Annotated in this window: 14 protein-coding genes; 7 read left to right on the plus strand and 7 right to left on the minus strand. The window is 73.9% G+C overall.

Features of this window, described 5'->3' with window-relative positions; genetic code table 11:
- Positions 1-441: 441 nt before the first annotated feature.
- Positions 442-2,187: a glycoside hydrolase family 3 N-terminal domain-containing protein gene (locus ACIGXE_RS28640; RefSeq protein WP_399751773.1), complete on the minus strand. Its 1,746-nt coding sequence runs from the start codon at positions 2,185-2,187 to the stop codon at positions 442-444.
- 141 nt (positions 2,188-2,328) lie between these two features.
- On the opposite strand from ACIGXE_RS28640, the gene ACIGXE_RS28645 reads away from it, so the two are divergent.
- Positions 2,329-2,973 (plus strand): TetR/AcrR family transcriptional regulator, encoded by a 645-nt coding sequence (locus tag ACIGXE_RS28645; protein WP_399751774.1) that lies wholly within the window; start codon positions 2,329-2,331, stop codon positions 2,971-2,973.
- Positions 2,974-2,997: 24 nt separating this feature from the next.
- Here ACIGXE_RS28645 and ACIGXE_RS28650 read toward each other — a convergent pair whose 3' ends face one another.
- Complete coding sequence (locus ACIGXE_RS28650) at positions 2,998-3,519, minus strand: hypothetical protein (RefSeq protein ID WP_399751775.1); 522 nt, start codon at positions 3,517-3,519, stop codon at positions 2,998-3,000.
- A 46-nt stretch (positions 3,520-3,565) separates the two neighbouring features.
- Positions 3,566-4,201 carry a GNAT family N-acetyltransferase gene (locus ACIGXE_RS28655; RefSeq protein WP_399751776.1) on the minus strand — a complete coding sequence of 212 codons (636 nt, stop codon included), beginning with the start codon at positions 4,199-4,201 and terminating at the stop codon, positions 3,566-3,568.
- Between the two features lie 130 nt (positions 4,202-4,331).
- On the opposite strand from ACIGXE_RS28655, the gene lon reads away from it, so the two are divergent.
- The gene (gene lon / locus ACIGXE_RS28660; RefSeq protein WP_399751777.1) at positions 4,332-6,743 is read left to right on the plus strand and encodes an endopeptidase La; all 2,412 of its coding nucleotides are present in this window, start codon (positions 4,332-4,334) and stop codon (positions 6,741-6,743) included.
- A gap of 169 nt (positions 6,744-6,912) precedes the next feature.
- On the opposite strand, the gene ACIGXE_RS28665 is transcribed toward lon, so the two are convergent.
- The 3 genes from ACIGXE_RS28665 to ACIGXE_RS28675 all read right to left on the minus strand — a co-directional run bounded on the left by ACIGXE_RS28665 (position 6,913) and on the right by ACIGXE_RS28675 (position 10,347).
- Entirely contained in the window at positions 6,913-8,061 is a 1,149-nt protein-coding gene (locus ACIGXE_RS28665) for a glutamate--cysteine ligase (protein WP_399751778.1), read from the minus strand.
- 378 nt (positions 8,062-8,439) lie between these two features.
- Complete coding sequence (locus tag ACIGXE_RS28670) at positions 8,440-9,312, minus strand: lytic polysaccharide monooxygenase (protein WP_399751779.1); 873 nt, start codon at positions 9,310-9,312, stop codon at positions 8,440-8,442.
- 198 nt (positions 9,313-9,510) lie between these two features.
- Complete coding sequence (locus ACIGXE_RS28675; protein ID WP_399751781.1) at positions 9,511-10,347, minus strand: lysozyme; 837 nt, start codon at positions 10,345-10,347, stop codon at positions 9,511-9,513.
- Positions 10,348-10,571: 224 nt separating this feature from the next.
- Here ACIGXE_RS28675 and ACIGXE_RS28680 point away from each other — a divergent pair, with 224 nt between their 5' ends.
- Positions 10,572-11,057: a MarR family winged helix-turn-helix transcriptional regulator gene (locus ACIGXE_RS28680; RefSeq protein WP_399751782.1), complete on the plus strand. Its 486-nt coding sequence runs from the start codon at positions 10,572-10,574 to the stop codon at positions 11,055-11,057.
- A 28-nt stretch (positions 11,058-11,085) separates the two neighbouring features.
- Here ACIGXE_RS28680 and ACIGXE_RS28685 read toward each other — a convergent pair whose 3' ends face one another.
- Positions 11,086-11,880 carry a hypothetical protein gene (locus ACIGXE_RS28685; protein ID WP_399751783.1) on the minus strand — a complete coding sequence of 265 codons (795 nt, stop codon included), beginning with the start codon at positions 11,878-11,880 and terminating at the stop codon, positions 11,086-11,088.
- Between the two features lie 384 nt (positions 11,881-12,264).
- On the opposite strand from ACIGXE_RS28685, the gene ACIGXE_RS28690 reads away from it, so the two are divergent.
- The 4 genes from ACIGXE_RS28690 to ACIGXE_RS28705 are packed head-to-tail and all read left to right on the plus strand — an operon-like array spanning position 12,265 to position 17,036.
- Positions 12,265-15,468, plus strand: coding sequence for a nitrate- and nitrite sensing domain-containing protein (locus tag ACIGXE_RS28690; RefSeq protein ID WP_399751784.1), 3,204 nt, complete (start codon positions 12,265-12,267; stop codon positions 15,466-15,468).
- A complete protein-coding gene (locus ACIGXE_RS28695; RefSeq protein ID WP_399751785.1) occupies positions 15,465-15,971 on the plus strand; it encodes a roadblock/LC7 domain-containing protein in 507 nt (168 codons plus the stop codon). Before ACIGXE_RS28690 ends, ACIGXE_RS28695 begins: the two co-directional genes overlap by 4 nt.
- The gene (locus tag ACIGXE_RS28700; protein ID WP_399751786.1) at positions 15,968-16,381 is read left to right on the plus strand and encodes a DUF742 domain-containing protein; all 414 of its coding nucleotides are present in this window, start codon (positions 15,968-15,970) and stop codon (positions 16,379-16,381) included. The genes ACIGXE_RS28695 and ACIGXE_RS28700 overlap by 4 nt, the downstream gene beginning before the upstream one ends.
- Positions 16,362-17,036: a GTP-binding protein gene (locus ACIGXE_RS28705; protein ID WP_399751787.1), complete on the plus strand. Its 675-nt coding sequence runs from the start codon at positions 16,362-16,364 to the stop codon at positions 17,034-17,036. The genes ACIGXE_RS28700 and ACIGXE_RS28705 overlap by 20 nt, the downstream gene beginning before the upstream one ends.
- The last annotated feature ends 51 nt before the right edge of the window (positions 17,037-17,087 follow it).

Below are 17,087 nucleotides of genomic sequence, written 5' to 3' on the forward strand. Positions count from 1 at the left end.
GGCCCTGCCCCCCACGGGAGGGCCCCGGATCGGTGCGGGGCGGCGTCAGGAGGCCCCGCGGTCTGTGGTGAGCCGGCGTCGGGAGCGCCCGCGGTCTGCGGTGAGCCGGTCCCGGAGTCCGTGCGGTCTGTCGTGAGCCGGCGGCAGGAGCCCCGCGGTTCGGGGCGAGCCGGGCTCAGGTGTGGTGCCTCGGCCGGCGGCAGGAACCCGCGGTTCGGGGCGAGCAGGTCTCGGGTGCGGTGCCCCGGCCGGCGGCGCCGGTCCGCGCGACCGGCCCGGTTTCGCTGCTCCGGGCCGTGGCCGCACGGGACCGGCCCGGTTTCACGCCTCCAGGTCGTGGCGGAACGGGACCGGCCCGGTTTCACTCCTCCAGGTCGTGGCGGAACGGGACCGGCCCCGGCCTCGCGGCTCCACGCCGTGCCCGAACGAGACCGGCCCGGCCTACAGCTCCAGGCCGTGACCGAACGGGAAGAGCGGGTCCTCCGTGTCGTTCGGGACGTCCGGACGGGAGGCCTCCACCGCCGCCATCGAGCGCGGCAGCTCGAAGGGCAGCCGGCCCTCCGGCTTCGCCCGGCCGAAGACCACGTCGAGGACGGCCTCGTCGCTCGCCCCGTAGTCGGCGATCAGCGCCGCCGCGTGCGCGGCGATCTCGGGGAGGACCGCCGGGCGCTCCAGATTGACGCTGACCACGGTCGGCGTCTCCTTGAGGAGCGCGAGGACGCGGCCGAGCTCCGGCTCCGAGAAGGCGAGCGAGCCCGAGTGGAAGAACGACTCGAACCTGTTGTCGCGCGGTTCGTACGGGGTGTGGAGGCGCAGGACCGCCAGGTCGGCCTCGGAGGGGCCGGCCACCACCTCGCCGTAGCCGGCCGCGACCGCCGGCTCCACGTTCTCCACGTACAGCGTCGGGCGGCCCGCGAGCGGCAGCGGGCCCTTGGTCAGGACCGTCAGGGAGCGGCGCTGGGCGGCGGCGCCGAAGGCCGTGAAGTCGGCGCGGCCGACGGTCTCCGCGGCCTCGTCGGGGTCCACGAAGCGCCGCTCGTCGAACAGGCCGAGCACGAACTTCTCGCGCAGGAGCCGGCGTACGGACTCGTCGATCCGGGCCTCCGTGACGCGGCCGGAGCGGACCAGCTCGACGATCACCTCCGGGCACTGCTCGCCGCCGAACTGGTCGGCGCCCGCGTCCAGCGCCTTCGCCGTCCGCTCGGCCACGCTCAGGTGCTCCACGCCCCAGGCGCGGGCCTCGTGCGGCTCGCCGAAGATCACCGAGTCGGTCAGCAGGCCCCAGTCGGTGCAGACGATGCCGGTGAAGCCCAGCTCGTCGCGGAGCAGCCCCTGGATGACACCGCGGTTGAAGCCGAAGCCGACCTCCTCCCAGTCCGTGCCGATCGGCCGGCCGTAGTACGGCATCATCTGCGAGCAGCCGGCGGCGATGGCCGCCTTGAAGGGCTCCAGGTGGTAGTCGCGCATGCCGCCCGGGTAGACCTGATCCTTGCCGTGCGGGAAGTGCGGGTCCTCGCCGTCCTTCTGCGGGCCGCCGCCGGGGAAGTGCTTGACCATCGCGGCGACCGAGTCCGGGCCGAGCTCCGGGCCCTGGAGGCCGCGTACGTAGGCCTCGACCAGCTCGCCGGTGAGTTGCGCGTCCGAGCCGAAGGTGCCGGACTGGCGGGCCCAGCGGGGCTCGGTGGTCAGGTCGATCTGCGGGTGGAGCGCGGTGCGGAAGCCGACCGACAGGTACTCGCGGCGCACGGTGTCGGCGAAGCGGAGGACCAGCTCCGGGTCGCGGATCGCGGCGAGGCCCAGCGCCTCGGGCCAGGCGGAGAAGGCGCCGGCGTTGAAGGAGGCGCCGATGTTGTCGGTGAAGGCGTGCCGCGGGTCGGTGGAGAGGGAGACCGGGATGCCGAGCCGGGTGCCGGCGGCCATCTCCTGGATCGCGTTGTGCCACTCCGCCATCTCCCGGGGGCCGTGGCTGCCCAGCAGATTGAAGTGGGTCAGTCCGCGCTCGACGATCAGCTCGGGCGTGGTGAGGGGCAGGAGCGAGCCGTCGGTCTCCGTGACCGGGGTGCCGTCCGGGTTCATGGTCAGCATGGCGTGGAAGAGCTGACCGGCCTTCTCCTCGAGGGTCATGCGGGCGAGGAGGTCCTCGACCCGGTCGGGGACGGGGCGGCTGGGGTCCTGGTACGGGTGCACTGTCCTGCCTCACTCGAAGAGGGCGCCGTGGTCGGCGGGCCCACAGGCTAAGCGCGAAAACCGAGTACCCACTAGGTTTGTGTGTTGTGTCCTGGGTCACACGCCGCCGGGGGTGTTCGGGCGCCGGACTAAGGTGGCCCCATGCCCGAGAAGAAGGTCACCGCGAGCCGCAAAAGCGCAGGCAGGGGTACGTATGCGGTCGGTGACGCGCGACGTCAGAAGATCCTCGACACGGCGGTCGAGCACTTCGGGCAGTGGGGCTTCCACGCCTCCTCGCTCGCCCGGATCGCCCACGACTGCGGCATCACCCAGGGCGGTCTGCTGCACCACTTCCGCAGCAAGGAGGACCTGCTCCTGTCCGTGCTCGCGCAGAGCGAGCAGCACGACGTGGAGCGGCTCTTCAGTCAGGAGCCGGAGTCCTACGCCGCGTATCTGGACACCCTCGTCGCCCTGATCGAGGACAACACCCGGCGCCCCGGCATCGTGCGCATGTTCAACGTGCTCGTCGGCGAGTCCGGCAACCTCGGCCACCCCGCCCACCAGTACTTCAAGGAGCGCTACGCGCGCGTGCTGCGGCACACCGTCGACCTCCTGGAGGCCGCCGTCGCGCGCGGGGAGCTGCGCGCCGGCATCGACTGCCCGGCCGTCGGCCGCGAGCAGCTCGCCGTGATGGACGGGCTCCAGATCCAGTGGGCGCTCGACCCGGATTCCATGGACATGCCGGCGCGGGTCGGCGACTTCCTGCGCCGTCAGTACGCGGAGATGCGGGCGGCCGGCGCCCCGTGACGACGTGCCCGAAACCGCGAGGGGCTAGGGCGCCGTGGGCGGGTGGCCTTCGGGCAGCGCCTGGAAGACCCGCTGCAGCGCCGGGGGTCGGTCCTCGCCGTCCTGGGTGACGACGAGCCGGTGGGCGTAGGTGACGTAGTACGTGAAGCCGTCAGCGGCCGGCCGGCCGGTGGGGCGCTCCGGGACCTCGGCGTACGCGGGGTCCTCCAGGGCGGCGCGCAGCTCGGCGGCCTGGGCCTTGGTCATCCGGCCCGAGGTGGGCGGCCGGGTGCCCTTGCGGAGCGTGTAGCCGCCGTCGTACCGGACGACCAGCTTGTTGCTGACGCCCGCGAAGCCGCCGTTGACGACGACCTCGACCAGGACCTCCTGGGGCGCCGGCTCGTCCGGGCCTCCGGCGGTGCCCGTGCTGACGGCCGGTCCGCTCGGCACCGGCGGAATGCTCAGGCCCGAGTCCTCGGGGTCCGCCGCCGGGGCCTGGCTGCAGCCGGCCAGGGCGACGACCGCGGCCAGCACCGTCGCGACCCCGTACCGCTTCACGTACTCCATGGACCGAGCATGCCCGCACACCCGGCCCTCGCGCAGCCCGAACGTGTCAGCCGGTGCGCACGACGCCGGTGAGCGGGCCGCGGTGGTACCAGTCCAGGGAGTCGTAGAGCGCCATCCCGTCGGTGGTCGCCGCCAGGACGCCGGTCTCGGCGCCCGCCTGTGCGGCGGCCGCCTCCAGGGTGTGCATGACGTTGGCGCCGAGCCCGCGGCGGCGGTGGGCCGGGTCGGTCTCGATCTGGTCGGCGACGGCCGTCAGGCCGGTGGGGGCGATCTGGCCGCGGGCCGCGAGCGTGCCGTCGGGCGCCAGGATCCGGACCCGGATCACGCCGTTCCGGGTCTCGGTCGTCCGCGCGTACCCCTCGGGCGGGGCGGGCCGGGCGGCGGGGTCGAGCTTCTTGGTCATCATGAAGCCGGGGTCGTCCGGGACGGTCCACCCCTCGGTGATCCAGGGCGCGACCTCCTCGGGCGTCGCCATCACCTTGAGCCAGGCGTACGGCTCTTCGATCTGCGCGCACAGCCGGCCCACGGACGCCGCGTCCGGGTGCGGCAGCACGTGCCGGAAGGGGTGCCGCGGCAGTCCGACGTCGATCCGGTAGCCCCAGGGCTCGACGACGGCGGGCGGGGTGCCCCGGGAGACGGTCCAGCCGGCCACCCAGGCCGAGGTAAGAGACGCCATATCCATGAGGGCATTACAACTGCTGTTCGCGGCCTGTGGATGGCTGATCGCTCAGAGCGAACGCCGGTCGGGGAACAATCAACGGCTCACATGCATTGAGTCGGCATAGCTCAACTTGACTGCCGAAGGGGAGATCATGGCTTCTGAGTCCATGGCGTCCGCGCCGCTCACACTGCCTGTGCTGCCGCTCGACGACGAGGTCGTGCTGCCCGGGATGGTGGTGCCGCTCGACCTGTCCGACAACGACGTACGGGCCGCGGTCGAGGCCGCACAGGCCGCCGCGCGAGGCGGGAACGGGAAGCCCCGTGTGCTGCTCGTGCCCCGGGTGGACGGCACGTACGCCGGGACCGGCGTGCTCGGCACCGTCGAGCAGGTCGGCCGGCTGTCCGACGGCGACCCCGGCGCGCTCATCCGCGGCCGCGGCCGCGTCCGCATCGGCGCCGGTACGACCGGGCCCGGCGGAGCCCTGTGGGTCGAGGGCGTCGTCGTCGAGGAGACCCTGCCCGACCCGCTGCCCGGCGCCGTGACCGAACTGGTCAAGGAGTACAAGGCGCTGGCCACCAGCTGGCTGAAGAAGCGCGGCGCCTGGCAGGTCGTGGACCGCGTCCAGCAGATCGACGGCGTCGGCGCCCTCGCCGACAACTCCGGCTACTCGCCCTTCCTCACCGTCGAGCAGAAGGTCGAACTCCTGGAGACCGCCGACCCGGTCGCCCGCCTCAAGCTCGCCACCGCGCAGCTGCGCGAGCACCTGGCCGAGCAGGACGTCGCCGAGACCATCGCCAAGGACGTCCAGGAGGGCGTCGACAAGCAGCAGCGCGAGTTCCTGCTGCGCCGTCAGCTGGAGGCCGTGCGCAAGGAGCTGCGCGAGCTCAACGGCGAGACCGAGGGCGACGAGTCCGACGACTACCGCGCCCGCGTCGAGGCGGCCGACCTGCCCGAGAAGGTCCGCGAGGCGGCCCTCAAGGAGGTCGAGAAGCTGGAGCGGTCGAGCGACCAGTCGCCCGAGGGCTCCTGGATCCGCACCTGGCTCGACACCGTGCTCGAACTCCCGTGGAACGAGCGCACCGAGGACTCCTACGACATCCAGGCCGCCAAGGCGGTGCTCGACGCCGAGCACGCCGGCCTGGAGGACGTGAAGGAGCGGATCACCGAGTACCTGGCGGTGCGCAAGCGGCGCGCCGAGCGCGGCCTCGGCGTCGTCGGCGGCCGTCGCGGCGGCGCCGTGCTCGCCCTCGTCGGTCCGCCCGGCGTCGGCAAGACCTCGCTCGGCGAGTCCGTCGCGCACGCGATGGGGCGCAAGTTCGTCCGGGTCGCGCTGGGCGGCGTCCGGGACGAGGCCGAGGTCCGCGGCCACCGGCGGACGTACGTGGGCGCGCTGCCCGGCCGGATCGTGCGGGCGATCAAGGAAGCCGGTTCCATGAACCCGGTGGTCCTGCTCGACGAGATCGACAAGGTCGGCTCCGACTTCCGGGGCGACCCGGCGGCGGCCCTCCTGGAGGTCCTCGACCCGGCGCAGAACCACACCTTCCGCGACCACTACCTGGAGGTCGAACTCGACCTGAGCGACGTGGTCTTCCTTGCCACGGCGAACGTCCTCGAAGCCATCCCCGAGGCCCTGCTCGACCGCATGGAGCTGGTCCGGCTCGACGGCTACACCGAGGACGAGAAGGTCGTCATCGCCCGGGATCACCTGCTGCCCCGGCAGCTGGAGCGGGCCGGCCTGGCGACCGGCGAGGTCGTCCTGGAGGAGTCGGCGCTGCGCAAGCTGGCCGGCGAGTACACCCGGGAGGCCGGCGTCCGGAACCTGGAGCGGTCGATCGCCCGGCTGCTGCGCAAGGTGACCGCCCAGCACGAACTGGGCGAGCGGGAGCTGCCCTTCAGCGTCGGCGCCGACGAGCTGCGCGGACTCATCGGGCGTCCGCACCACGTGCCCGAGTCCGCCCAGGACCCGGCCGAGCGCCGCACCGCGGTGCCGGGCGTGGCGACCGGGCTCGCCGTGACCGGCGCCGGTGGTGACGTGCTCTTCGTCGAGGCCTCGCTCGCCGACCCGGAGACCGGGGCCGCCGGGCTGACCCTCACCGGTCAGCTGGGCGACGTGATGAAGGAGTCCGCGCAGATCGCGCTCTCCTTCCTCCGCTCGCACGGCGCGGAGCTGGAGCTGCCCGTCACCGGTCTCAAGGACCGGGGCGTGCACATCCACTTCCCGGCGGGCGCGGTCCCGAAGGACGGCCCGAGCGCGGGCATCACGATGACGACGGCCCTCGCCTCGCTGCTCTCCGGCCGGCTGGTCCGCACGGACGTCGCGATGACCGGCGAGGTCTCCCTCACCGGTCGTGTCCTGCCCATCGGCGGCCTGAAGCAGAAGCTGCTCGCCGCCCACCGCGCGGGCATCACGACCGTGGTGATCCCCAAGCGGAACGAGGCCGACCTGGACGACGTCCCGGCCGAGATCCTGGAGAAGCTGGAGGTCCACCCGGTCACGGACGTCCGGCAGGTCCTGGAGATCGCCCTCACCCCGGCGGAGGTCGCGGTGAGCGCGGCGGCCTGACGTCCTGGCGTCCGGCGGTTGCCTGAGGCGGAGGTCGCGGTGGGCGCGGCGGCCTGACGTCCTGGCGTCCGGCGGTGCGCCCCGGCGGAAGTCGCGGTGAGCGCGGGCGGCCCATGCCCTGGCGTCCGGCGGTGGGCGCCCTCCCGAGCGGAGGGCGCCCGCCGCCGGCTCAGGCGGGGACGGTCCGCCGCACGGCGTCGGCGACGACCGGGGCGAGGCTGCCTCCGGTGTGCGCGGCGCGCTGGAGGTCGGCGCCGGTTCCCCGGGCGAGCAGCAGCTCGACGCCGCGCACGGCCCGGTCGAGGTCGCCCGCGGCCCGCAGCGCCGGGGTGACATGGTCGACCAGGGCGTCGAGGACGGTGGCGGCCGGGGCCGGGCGCCAGGTCAGCGGGTGCAGCAGTGCGCCGCCCAGTCCGTAGCGGCTGGCCCGCCAGGCGGCCAGGCGCAGCACGACGGTCGGCACCGGGTCGGCCGCCAGCCCGGCCCGCCAGGCCCGCGCCTCGGTCTCCACCAGGGCCCGCACGAGGACGGCGAGGAGCAGGGCGTCCTCGGCGGACTGGCACACGTCGCCGACCCGCACCTCCACCGTCGGGTAGCTGCGGGACAGCCGGGCGTCGAAGTAGACCATGTGGTCGTCGACGAGCACCTCGCTCGCCAGCATCGCCCGAATGGTCTCCTCGTGCGTGGCGACGTCGCCGTACAGCTCGGCGGGCCCGCTCATCGGCCAGCGCGACCACAGCTGGTGACGCCAGCTCGCGTAGCCGGTGTCCTCGCCCTGCCAGTACGGCGAGTTGGCGCTGAGCGCGAGGAGCGGCGCGAGCCAGGGCCGGATCCGGTCCAGGACGCCGACGCCCTCCTCCGCCGAGGCGAGATGAACGTGGACGTGGCAGGCGCAGGTGAGCTTGTCGTCGACGAGCCGGGCGTACCGGTCCTCGATGCGCCGGTAGCGGTCGGTGGGGGTGAGGAGCGGGTCGAAGCGCATCGGCGCGGTCGCGAGCGCCGCGACGGCCACTCCGGCCTCCTTGGCCGCGGCCGAGGCGGCGGCCCTGGCCTGGCGCAGCTGCTCGGCGAGCTCGTCCGCCGTGGCGCACGGACGCGTGCCGATCTCCAGCATCTCGCAGAACAACTCCGTCTTCACCGGCTCGCCCCGGTCGCCCTCCGGCCGCACGTCGGCGTGCCAGGCGGCGATCTCGGAGACGGTGCCGGCGAGCGGCTGGGGGAGCCCGGTCTCGGGATCCACCAGGAGCAGCTCCTCCTCCACCCCGAACGTGCGTAAACCTTGCCCGCGGTGGTAGACCCACCGCTGCTGATCCCGCATGGAGTGCTCTCCTTCACGGTCGGACGACGTGCGCTGACGGCCGTTCGAACAGAGCTTTCCCGAAGGATGTCCACGGAGGACCCCGCTCCCACCCGTCCTGGTACGGATGGCGTGAATTCGTCACCTGAACACCGGAACGGCCCCGGGAAGAGGAGCCTCGACGTCCTGTTCGGCTCTTCCCGGGGCCGCGTCGCGACACGCGCCTAGGCCCTGCCGTCGAACTCCCGCCTGCCCCACGACGCCATGCACGCGCTCTCGCCGCACCGGGCACAAGGCCGAGTACGTCCAGTACGAGGCCTCGCGCCCGGCGCACCGAGAGCACGCACCTGACGCCGCGGGGCCGCCCTCCGGGCAACGACGGGAGTTCGACGACAGGGCCTACCCGCGGCGGCGAGTCAGCAGGAGGCTGCCCGCGCCGAAGGCCGCGAGGGCGCCGGCGCCCGCGAGGGCCAGGGGGAGGGGTGAGGTGGGGGTGTCGGTGGCGTCGGCGGAGAGGGCCGGGGGCTGCTCGTCGCCGCCGTGTCCGGCGTGGCTGACCGTGGAGAGCGCGGCGCCCGCCGCGAGTTCCGCCTCGGTGGGGGCCTGGGGCCCGGTGGCGGCCCTGGCCGCCGTGGCGCCGCCGAAGGTGACGTCCGAGCAGCTGTAGAAGGCCTCGGGGCTGTCGTTGCGCTGCCAGACCATGTAGACGATGTGGCGGCCGGTGCGGTTCGGGAGGGTGCCGTTGAAGGTGTAGTAGCCGTCGGCCGAGGTGCGGGTGGTGGTGTGGACGGCGACGGGGGTGCTGTCGAGGTCGGACCACTTCAGCGGCTGGGTGGGGTCGAAGCCCGGCTTGGTGATGTACATCGTCATCGTGCCGGAGTGCGGGGCGGTGACCCGGATCCGGAAGCCGAAGGTGCCGGCGGCGACCGCGGTGGCCGGCCAGTCGGTGCGGGCCCAGTCGAGGGCGCGGTACTTCTCGCGGTTGGCCGAGCAGAGCCTGCCGTCGGGGATCACGGCCTGGTGCCTGCCGTCGGCGTTGGCGATGTTGACCTCGTTCCAGTCGTAGAGCGGCTGGGTGCCCGAGTCGGCGACGAGGTCCTTGCACACCTGCGAGTCGGGGGACTCCGGCCCCTCCGCGTAACAGGCCGCGATCCTGCTGACCGGGTCGAACACGGCGCCGTGGGCCTGTGCGGCGGTCGGGGTGAGGGCGGTGAGCGCCGCCGCCGCGGAGAGCGCGGCGACGAGGGCGGGGGTTCGGCGGTAGGGCGGCATGCGGGGGCTCTCTCTCGTGCGTGGGGGAGTACGGGACGATCAACACGCTTCGGACGCACGGGAGTTGCGAGTCCGGGCGCCGCCCCGAGGGTCGCATTGGTCCATACCAATGGGCAAGAGGTGCGACGAAGAAGGCGGGCCTCCCGGGTGTGCCGCTCACCCGGGAGGCCCGTCGCCCCCGTGTTCTTCGCGCGCCCGTCAGCCGTTGGCCAGCGCCTGTACCCGCGAGAGGTCGCCGTTGAAGTGGTTGTGGTCGCCGACCGTCGGGCCGGAGGAGGTGTACTGCCACATCGTGTAGTAGCCCCAGCCGGCCGGGAGCTCACCGACCTCGGAGGCGTACCGCGCGATCCACAGCGGGTTCGTGGTGGCGAAGCCGCCGTAGTTGCCGGTGCACTGCTTCCACCAGCTCGTCGCCGTGTAGATCACGGGGTCGCGGCCGGTCCGGTACCGGTAGCGGTTCACGAAGTCCTGGATCCAGGCGACCATCCCGGCCTGGGTCTTGCCGTAGCAGGTCGCGCCGTACGGGTTCCACTCGATGTCGAGCGCGCCCGGGAGCGTCTTGCCGTCCCTGGACCAGCCGCCGCCGTTGTTCACGAAGTAGTCCGCCTGCGCCGCGCCCGTCGTGGTGTCGGGGGTCGCGAAGTGGTACGTGCCGCGGATCATGCCCACGTTGTACGAGCCGTTGTACTGCTGGGTGAAGTAGGTGTTCTTGTAGTACGTGCCTTCCGTCGCCTTGACGTAGGCCCACCTCACGCCGCTGTTCCACAGGGTCGACCAGGCCACGTTCCCGTTGTGGCTGGAGACGTCCACGCCCTCGGTCTGGACGGCCTGGACGGAGATGCCGCCGGGCGCGCCGCCCTGGCCGTCGTGCGCGATCACACCCATGCCCATGTAGGCGGAGCCGCGCGCGGGGACCTGCCGGGCGCCGGGGTCCTGGGCGGCGCTCGCGGTGCCCGGGAGGGAGAGGGGGAGGAGGAGGGTCAGGGCCGCGAGGGCGGCGCCGGCGAGGGTCGTTCCGGATCTGTGCACACGCATTGCGTGCCTCCGAAAGGCTCGGTGGGGGGAGCGGTGGCGACACATCCTGGTGTGGACATGTCAGGCGGGGACGCCGGGAACGACGCTACGCACGTAGACCGGTCGGCGGAAGGGGGCCCGGGGGCTGCCGTTGGTCTACGCCTGCGAAATACTGAAGGAGCTGCGGCGATGGCCCGCGGCGGAAGAAACTTTCAGCGAGCGGAAAGCGCGCGAGGGGTGCTGACGTGCACGTAAGCGGTACGGGGAGTGGGTCCGGACCCAGCGGCGGGAGTGGTGTGGACCAGGAATTCCTCGCCCTGGAGCGCGAACTGGCGGTCTTTCTGCGCCGCGCCCGCGCCCAGTCCGGCGAAATGGCCCGCGAGGTGCACCCCGAACTGGAGCCCGCCGCCTACGGACTCTTCGTACGGCTCGACGAGGCCGGCCCCCAGCGCGCCACCGACCTCGCCGGCTACTTCGGCGTCGGCAAGGCCACCATGAGCCGCCAGCTGCGCGCCCTGGAGGAGCTCGGCCTGGTCGCCCGCGACCCCGACCCGGCCGACGGCCGGGCCTCGCTCGTGCGGCTCACCGAGGAGGGCCAGGGCCGCTTCCGGCACGTACGGGACGCCCGCCGTGAGCGGTACGTGCGCAAGCTCGCCGACTGGGACCGCGCGGAGGTCGCGGAACTGGCGCGGCTGCTGCACCACTTCAACGTACGGTCGGCCGAGGGCTGAGCGGCCCCGGGGGGCGTGCCGCCCCCCGCTACAGCTCCGCGTACACCGCCGTCGCGTCGTCGTGGAGCTTCCCGCGGCGCGTGCCGCCGGCCGCGCGGCTCGTCCACGGGTCCGCCGCCTCCAGTGCCCGCACCCGCCGCAGCAGACCGCGCGGGCCCTCCCGCTCCAGCACGCCGAACAGGTCCGCCCAGTCGCCCTCGCCGAACAGCTCCACCCAGCGGCTCGCGCCGTCGCTGAGCGCGGCGAGGGCCCGGACCTCCGCCCGGGGCGTCGTACCGGTGACCGCGAGGGCCGCCACGGCGGGGTCGGCCGCCGCCGTGAAGAAGCCGCCCTCCCGGTTGCGCAGCCGGTCCGTGGCCTCCACGGAGCGCCGGACCTCGGCGGGGACGCGGTCGAGCCGGTCGTCGAGCACCGCCCGTACCGTGCCGTCGGGAGAGCGCAGGAGCAGCGCCGCGTCCGACAGGACGAGGTGCTCCACCACCGCCGCGTTCCAGCGCGCCAGGGCCACCGTCGCCTGCGGAGTGCGGACGTGAGAAAGGTCACAGGTGTTCCGATGGGCGTCCGCGGTGCGCCGGATTGCCAGCGACAGGATCTCGGGCAGCGTCAGATCACCTCGCGAAACGGACAGTTCCGTCAAAGCGCCGCCGAGTCGGGCGGTGAACCACGGCACCCCGTGCACACAACCGCACGCGCCCGAGGGGGGTGTCACCCCGTCGAGGACCACGACCACGCCCCCCGCCCCCGAGGCGGGCAGAACGGCGCCCACCCAGTCCTCGTTAGGGCGTTCGGGACTGCCGGGGAGGGTCGCCGCTTCCGTACGCATGATCCACAGTCTGCCCCGTGTGCGCCCGCTCTGCATCGCTCCTTCACAACGCCTCCAAACGGCCGAATCTGGCCTGTACCAAGGCGGTGTGACGGCCGTGCCGGCCTGGGACCACGCGCTCCGGAAAGCTGCGGGCGGGCATCCTGCCAAAGCCCGCGCGGAAGATCCAACCGGCGGTAAGCCCGGCGCCCCGGCACCCCACGCGGAGAGTTGTTCCCCAACTCCAGAGTGTTGTTCACTCGTTCGGGTGGCGGAGCGGCCGATGTGAGTCCCCCGACCAGAACCGCTGAAATGGTCGGAAGACACACCAGGGGTGGGGGCTCTTACATGTGACCGGTCGTCACCTCTGCTTCATGGGCGGACGAGTCAAGGATGCGAGCACCGGTGCAGAACAAGCGGCCTCGGAGCAACAACGGCGCGCGGAGCCAGACCCCCGGTGACCCGCAGAGCCCCGGCCTGCCCGCGGAGCCCCCGGCCGGCCGCGCCAAGCGGGTCCGCAGCCGGCTCGTCGCCGGCGTCGCCCTGGTCGGCGTCACCGTCCTCGCCGCCGGCGCCCCCGCCGTCCTGACCGCCTCCGCCGACCTCGACGACACCGTCAGCCTCGTCGCCCTCGCCGAACTCGACCGCCAGGCCGTCACCCTCGCCCACTCCCTCTCCGACGAACGCGACGAGGTCGTCGCCTACATCGCCGCGGGCCGTGACGAGCAGTCCGGAGACGGCGCCGACGGCGACCGCAAGCGCCAGATCAGCAGCGCCAAGTCCGCCCGGGTCGACCGCCAGATCGACGAGATCCACGAGGCCGCCCCCGCCGACCTGCGCCGCGACCTCGCCGCCCTGCCCTCCATCCGCCGTGCCGCCCTCACCGGCAAGGGCGGCGCCCTGGAGGCCCACCGGGCCTACACCGACGTCATCGCCAAGCTCCAGGCCCTCGCCGACCAGCTCGCCGAACGCACCCCCGCCCGCGCCGCCGAGGCCGTCCGAGCCCCCGCCGCCCTCGGCCGCGCCACCGAACAGGCCTCCGCCGAGCGCGGCCTCCTCCTCGCCGCCCTCGCCGTCCCCCGGCCCGAGTCGAGCGGCAGCACCCACTACGACCCGGCCACCGGCACCTACGTCACCGACCGCCCCGAGGGCGCCGCCGAGGCCGACCGCACCCGCAACGCCCTCACCGCCGCCGCCCAGCAGGCCCGGGTCCGCGAACTCGCCGCCCTCGCCGACTTCGACCAGGCCGCCCCCACCGCCGCGCGCGACTCGCTCGCCGCCGGCGTCACCGGGCCCGACGTCAAGAACGCCGAGCGCTACCTCGCCCGGCTCACCGACCGGCCCGAACTCTCCGCGTCCGAGCTCGACACCGACCCGGCCCGGCTCGAGGCCGCGCTCTCCGCCCGCATCGAGCAGATGCGCGGCGTCGAGTCCGCCTTCGCCACCCAGCGCGCCGAGCGCTTCGCCCAGCTCCGCGACGAGGACGTCACCGCGCTCGAACTGCGCATCGCCTTCCTCGGCGGCTGTCTGCTCGTCGCCGTCGGCATCTCCACCTACGTCGCCCGCAGCCTCACCCGGCCGCTCGCCGTGCTGCGCATCGGCGCCGCCCGGCTGGCCGCCGCCCCCGAGCCGCAGCACGAGGAGCCGGTCCGCTTCACCGGACGCAACGACGAGTTCGCCCAGGTCGTACGGTCCCTCAACGGCCTCCAGGGCAAGCTCGCCGGCCTCGCCGCCCGCCTCGAGCAGCTCGACGGCGAACGCGACGACCTGGCCGGCGCCCGCGACGCCCTCGCCGCCGAGCTCGCCGCCCAGCGCGCCGAGCTCCAGGGGCACACCGCCCTGCTCACCGCCGAGCTCGAACGCGTCCGCGGCACCGTCCAGCACACCTTCGTCAATCTCTCGCTGCGCAGCCTCGGACTCGTCGAGCGCCAGCTCGGCGTCATCGAGAAGCTGGAGGAGCGCGAGCAGGACCCGGACCGGCTCGCCACCCTCTTCAAGCTGGACCACATGGCGACCGTCATGCGCCGCCACAGCGAGAACCTGCTCGTCCTGGCCGGTCACGAGCACCACCACGGCCACCCCGGCCCGGTCCCGCTCGTCGACGTGCTGCGCGCCGCCGTCAGCGAGATCGAGCGCTACGAGCGGGTCAGCATCCAGTCCCTGCCGCAGCACGCCCAGGTCGCCGGCTTCGCCGCCGACGACCTCAGCCACCTGGTCGCCGAACTCCTGGAGAACGCCACCTCCTTCTCGCCGCCCGACACCCAGGTCCAGCTCTCCGGCTGGCTCCTGGAGTCCGGCGAGGTCATGCTCTCCGTCCAGGACGGCGGCATCGGCATCGCCGCGTCCCGGCTGGCCGAGCTGAACGCGCGCCTGGCCGACCCCGAGATCACCGACGCCGACGGCGAGGGCCTCGGCATCCGCGTCACCGCGCTGCTGGCCGCCCGGCACGGCGTACGGGTCGAGCTGCGCGAGCAGAAGCAGGGCGGCACCGCCGCCGTCGTGGTCCTCCCGCTCCCGCTGCTCCCCACGGCCCCGCCGGCCACCGTCCCGCCGACGGTCCCGGTTCCGGGCACGAGCCCGTCCGCCGTCGTCAACCTCCCCGGCTCGATCGCCGAGGCCAACTCCAACACGCTGCCGTCGCGCCACCGCGACCCGCTGGTGGAGGCGGCGGAGCGGGCGATCGCCGCGGCGGAGGCGGACAACGCGGCGGAGCCGCCGGTGGCGGGGACCTCGCCGACGGCGGAGCCCGCGCCGGCCCGCGAGGAGGCCGCGCCGGCCCGCGAGGAGGCCGCGCCCGCACCCGCAGCCGCTTTCGCGTCCGAGGGCGCCGCCGCCGAGCCGGAGGCCGGGCCCGAGTCCGTGGCCGTCGCGCCGGAGCCCGTGGCGGCGTTCGAGACGGAGCCGGCCGCCGAAGCGCCCCCGTTCACGTTCGAGCCGGAGACGGAGCCGGAGACGGGGCCGGGGCAGTGGTCGGAGCCGGTCGCCGGCGAGCCGTCGGCCGGTTTCGCGCCCGAGCCCGCCGCTCCCGCCCCCGTGCCCGGCGAGTCCGTCTCCGAGACCACCCTCCAGGTCCGCCTGCCCGATCCGGCGCCCGAGCCGGACGCGCACGAGCGCGCCGTGGAGGAGGCGCCCGCCGAGCGAGAGCGGCTCGTCCGGCGCGAGCCGGCGACCGAGGCTCCCGCCCCGGACCTGCCTGCGGCCCCCGACGTGGCCACGGCCCCCGACCTGGCGACCGCCCCCGGCCTGGCCGGCGCGCCCGGTCCCGCGACCGGACCCGACCCCGCCGAGGCCGAGACCGCCCCCGCCCCCGCGCCCGAGGACGGTCCCGTCGGTCCGCGCCCCGGGCAGTGGGAGCGGGTCACCGACAAGGGGCTGCCCAAGCGGACGCCGCGGATAGTGCGTCAGGCCGGTGCCCCCGCCGCGCCGATACGCCGCGGCGGCGTGGACGCCGAGGCGCTGCGCAGGCGGCTCGGCGGCTTCCAGCGAGGAGCCGAGGACGGCCGCCGTGACGTGGCCGCCGAGATCCGCGCCACACAGACAGCACGGTCCGCCGAGAACGCTGAGAACACGGAGAAGACGGGGGACACAGTCGAGGAGGCACGCAGTTGACTGCGACCGGAACATTCGGACTGAGCAGCGAGGCCCGCAACCTGCAATGGCTGCTGGGCAACCTGGTCGAGGAGGTGCCGGGGGTCCGCTCCGTCGCCGTCGTCTCCTCCGACGGCCTGCTCCTGCTCTCGTCGGATCCCGAGGCCCAGGCGCAGGCGGCCCAGGCCGCCGCGCCCGGCGCGGACCGGCCCGCCGGGCCGCGCGGCTCCAGCGCCGACCTCGCCACCATCGTCTCGGGCATCGGCAGCCTCACCGTGGGCGCCGCCCGGCTGATGGACGGCGGCGGGGTCAAGCAGACCATGGTCGCGATGGAGGACGGCAGCGTCTTCGTGATGTCGATCAGCGACGGCTCGCTGCTCGGCGTGCACGCCACGCCGGACTGCGACATGAGCGTCATCGCGTACCACATGGCGCTCTTCGTCGGCCGGGCCGGACACGTCCTCACGCCCGAACTGCGCAGTGAGCTCGCCAAGTCCGTCCAGACGGCGGAGAGCGCCCGGTGACCGCCGCCGCACACGCCCACCGGCTGCCGATACGCGGGGAGGGGCGCCGCCCCTCCCGGGTCCGTCCCTACTCGCTCACCGGCGGCCGCACCCGCTTCGGCCACGTCCTCCTCGTGGAGACGTTCGTGGCCGCGCTGGAGGCGGCGCCCACGCGCAAGGTCCTCACCGACGGAGGGCCGGCCGCGCGCGGGCTGATGCCGGAGATGCGGGCCATCGTGGAGCTCTGCCGCCGGATGCGGACGGTGGCCGAGATCTCCGCGCTCCTCAAGATGCCGTTGGGGGTCGTCCGGGTGCTGCTCAGCGACCTGGCCGACCAGGGAAAGATCCGTGTGTACGGGACCGGTCACGCCACCGGCCGGCCCGACCGCGCGCTCCTCGAAAGGGTGCTGAGTGGACTCCGCCGTCTCTGACGCCTCCGTCGTCACCGAACCGCCGGCCCTCGCCGGCATCCCGGCCCAGCCCACCGGGGAGCCCGATCCCGAAGAGGGCGCCCAGGACTGGCAGCTCGACCACTCCCGCGCCCCGATAGCGACCAAGGTCGTCGTCGCGGGCGGCTTCGGCGTCGGCAAGACCACCTTCGTCCGCGCGGTCTCGGAGATCACCCCGCTCCAGACCGAGGCGCTGATGACGCGGGCGAGCGAGGACACCGACGACCTCACCGCCACGCCGGACAAGCTGACCACGACCGTGGCGATGGACTTCGGCCGGATCACGCTCGACGACGACCTGGTGCTGTACGTCTTCGGCACGCCCGGACAGCAGCGCTTCTGGTTCATGTGGGACGACCTGGTGCGGGGCGCGATCGGCGCGATCGTCATGGCCGACACGCGCCGGCTCACCGACTGCTTCCCGGCGCTCGACTACTTCGAGAGCTGCGGGCTGCCGTACGTCGTGGCCGTCAACCACTTCGAGGGCACCGAGCGCTTCGAGATCGAGGACGTCCGGGACGCCCTGACGGTCCCGCCGCACGTCCCGATCATGATCATGGACGCGCGCAAGCGGTACAGCGTGGTCGAGACGCTGCTCGCGATGGTCGAGCACGCCCTCGCGGCCACCCCGGAATGACGCCCGGGCCACCCGCACCGCGCACCCCCCCTTCCCCCTCCCCGAGCCCCC

Origin of the sequence: Streptomyces sp. NPDC053431, from assembly GCF_044544925.1 — a bacterium.
GTDB lineage: Bacteria > Actinomycetota > Actinomycetes > Streptomycetales > Streptomycetaceae > Streptomyces.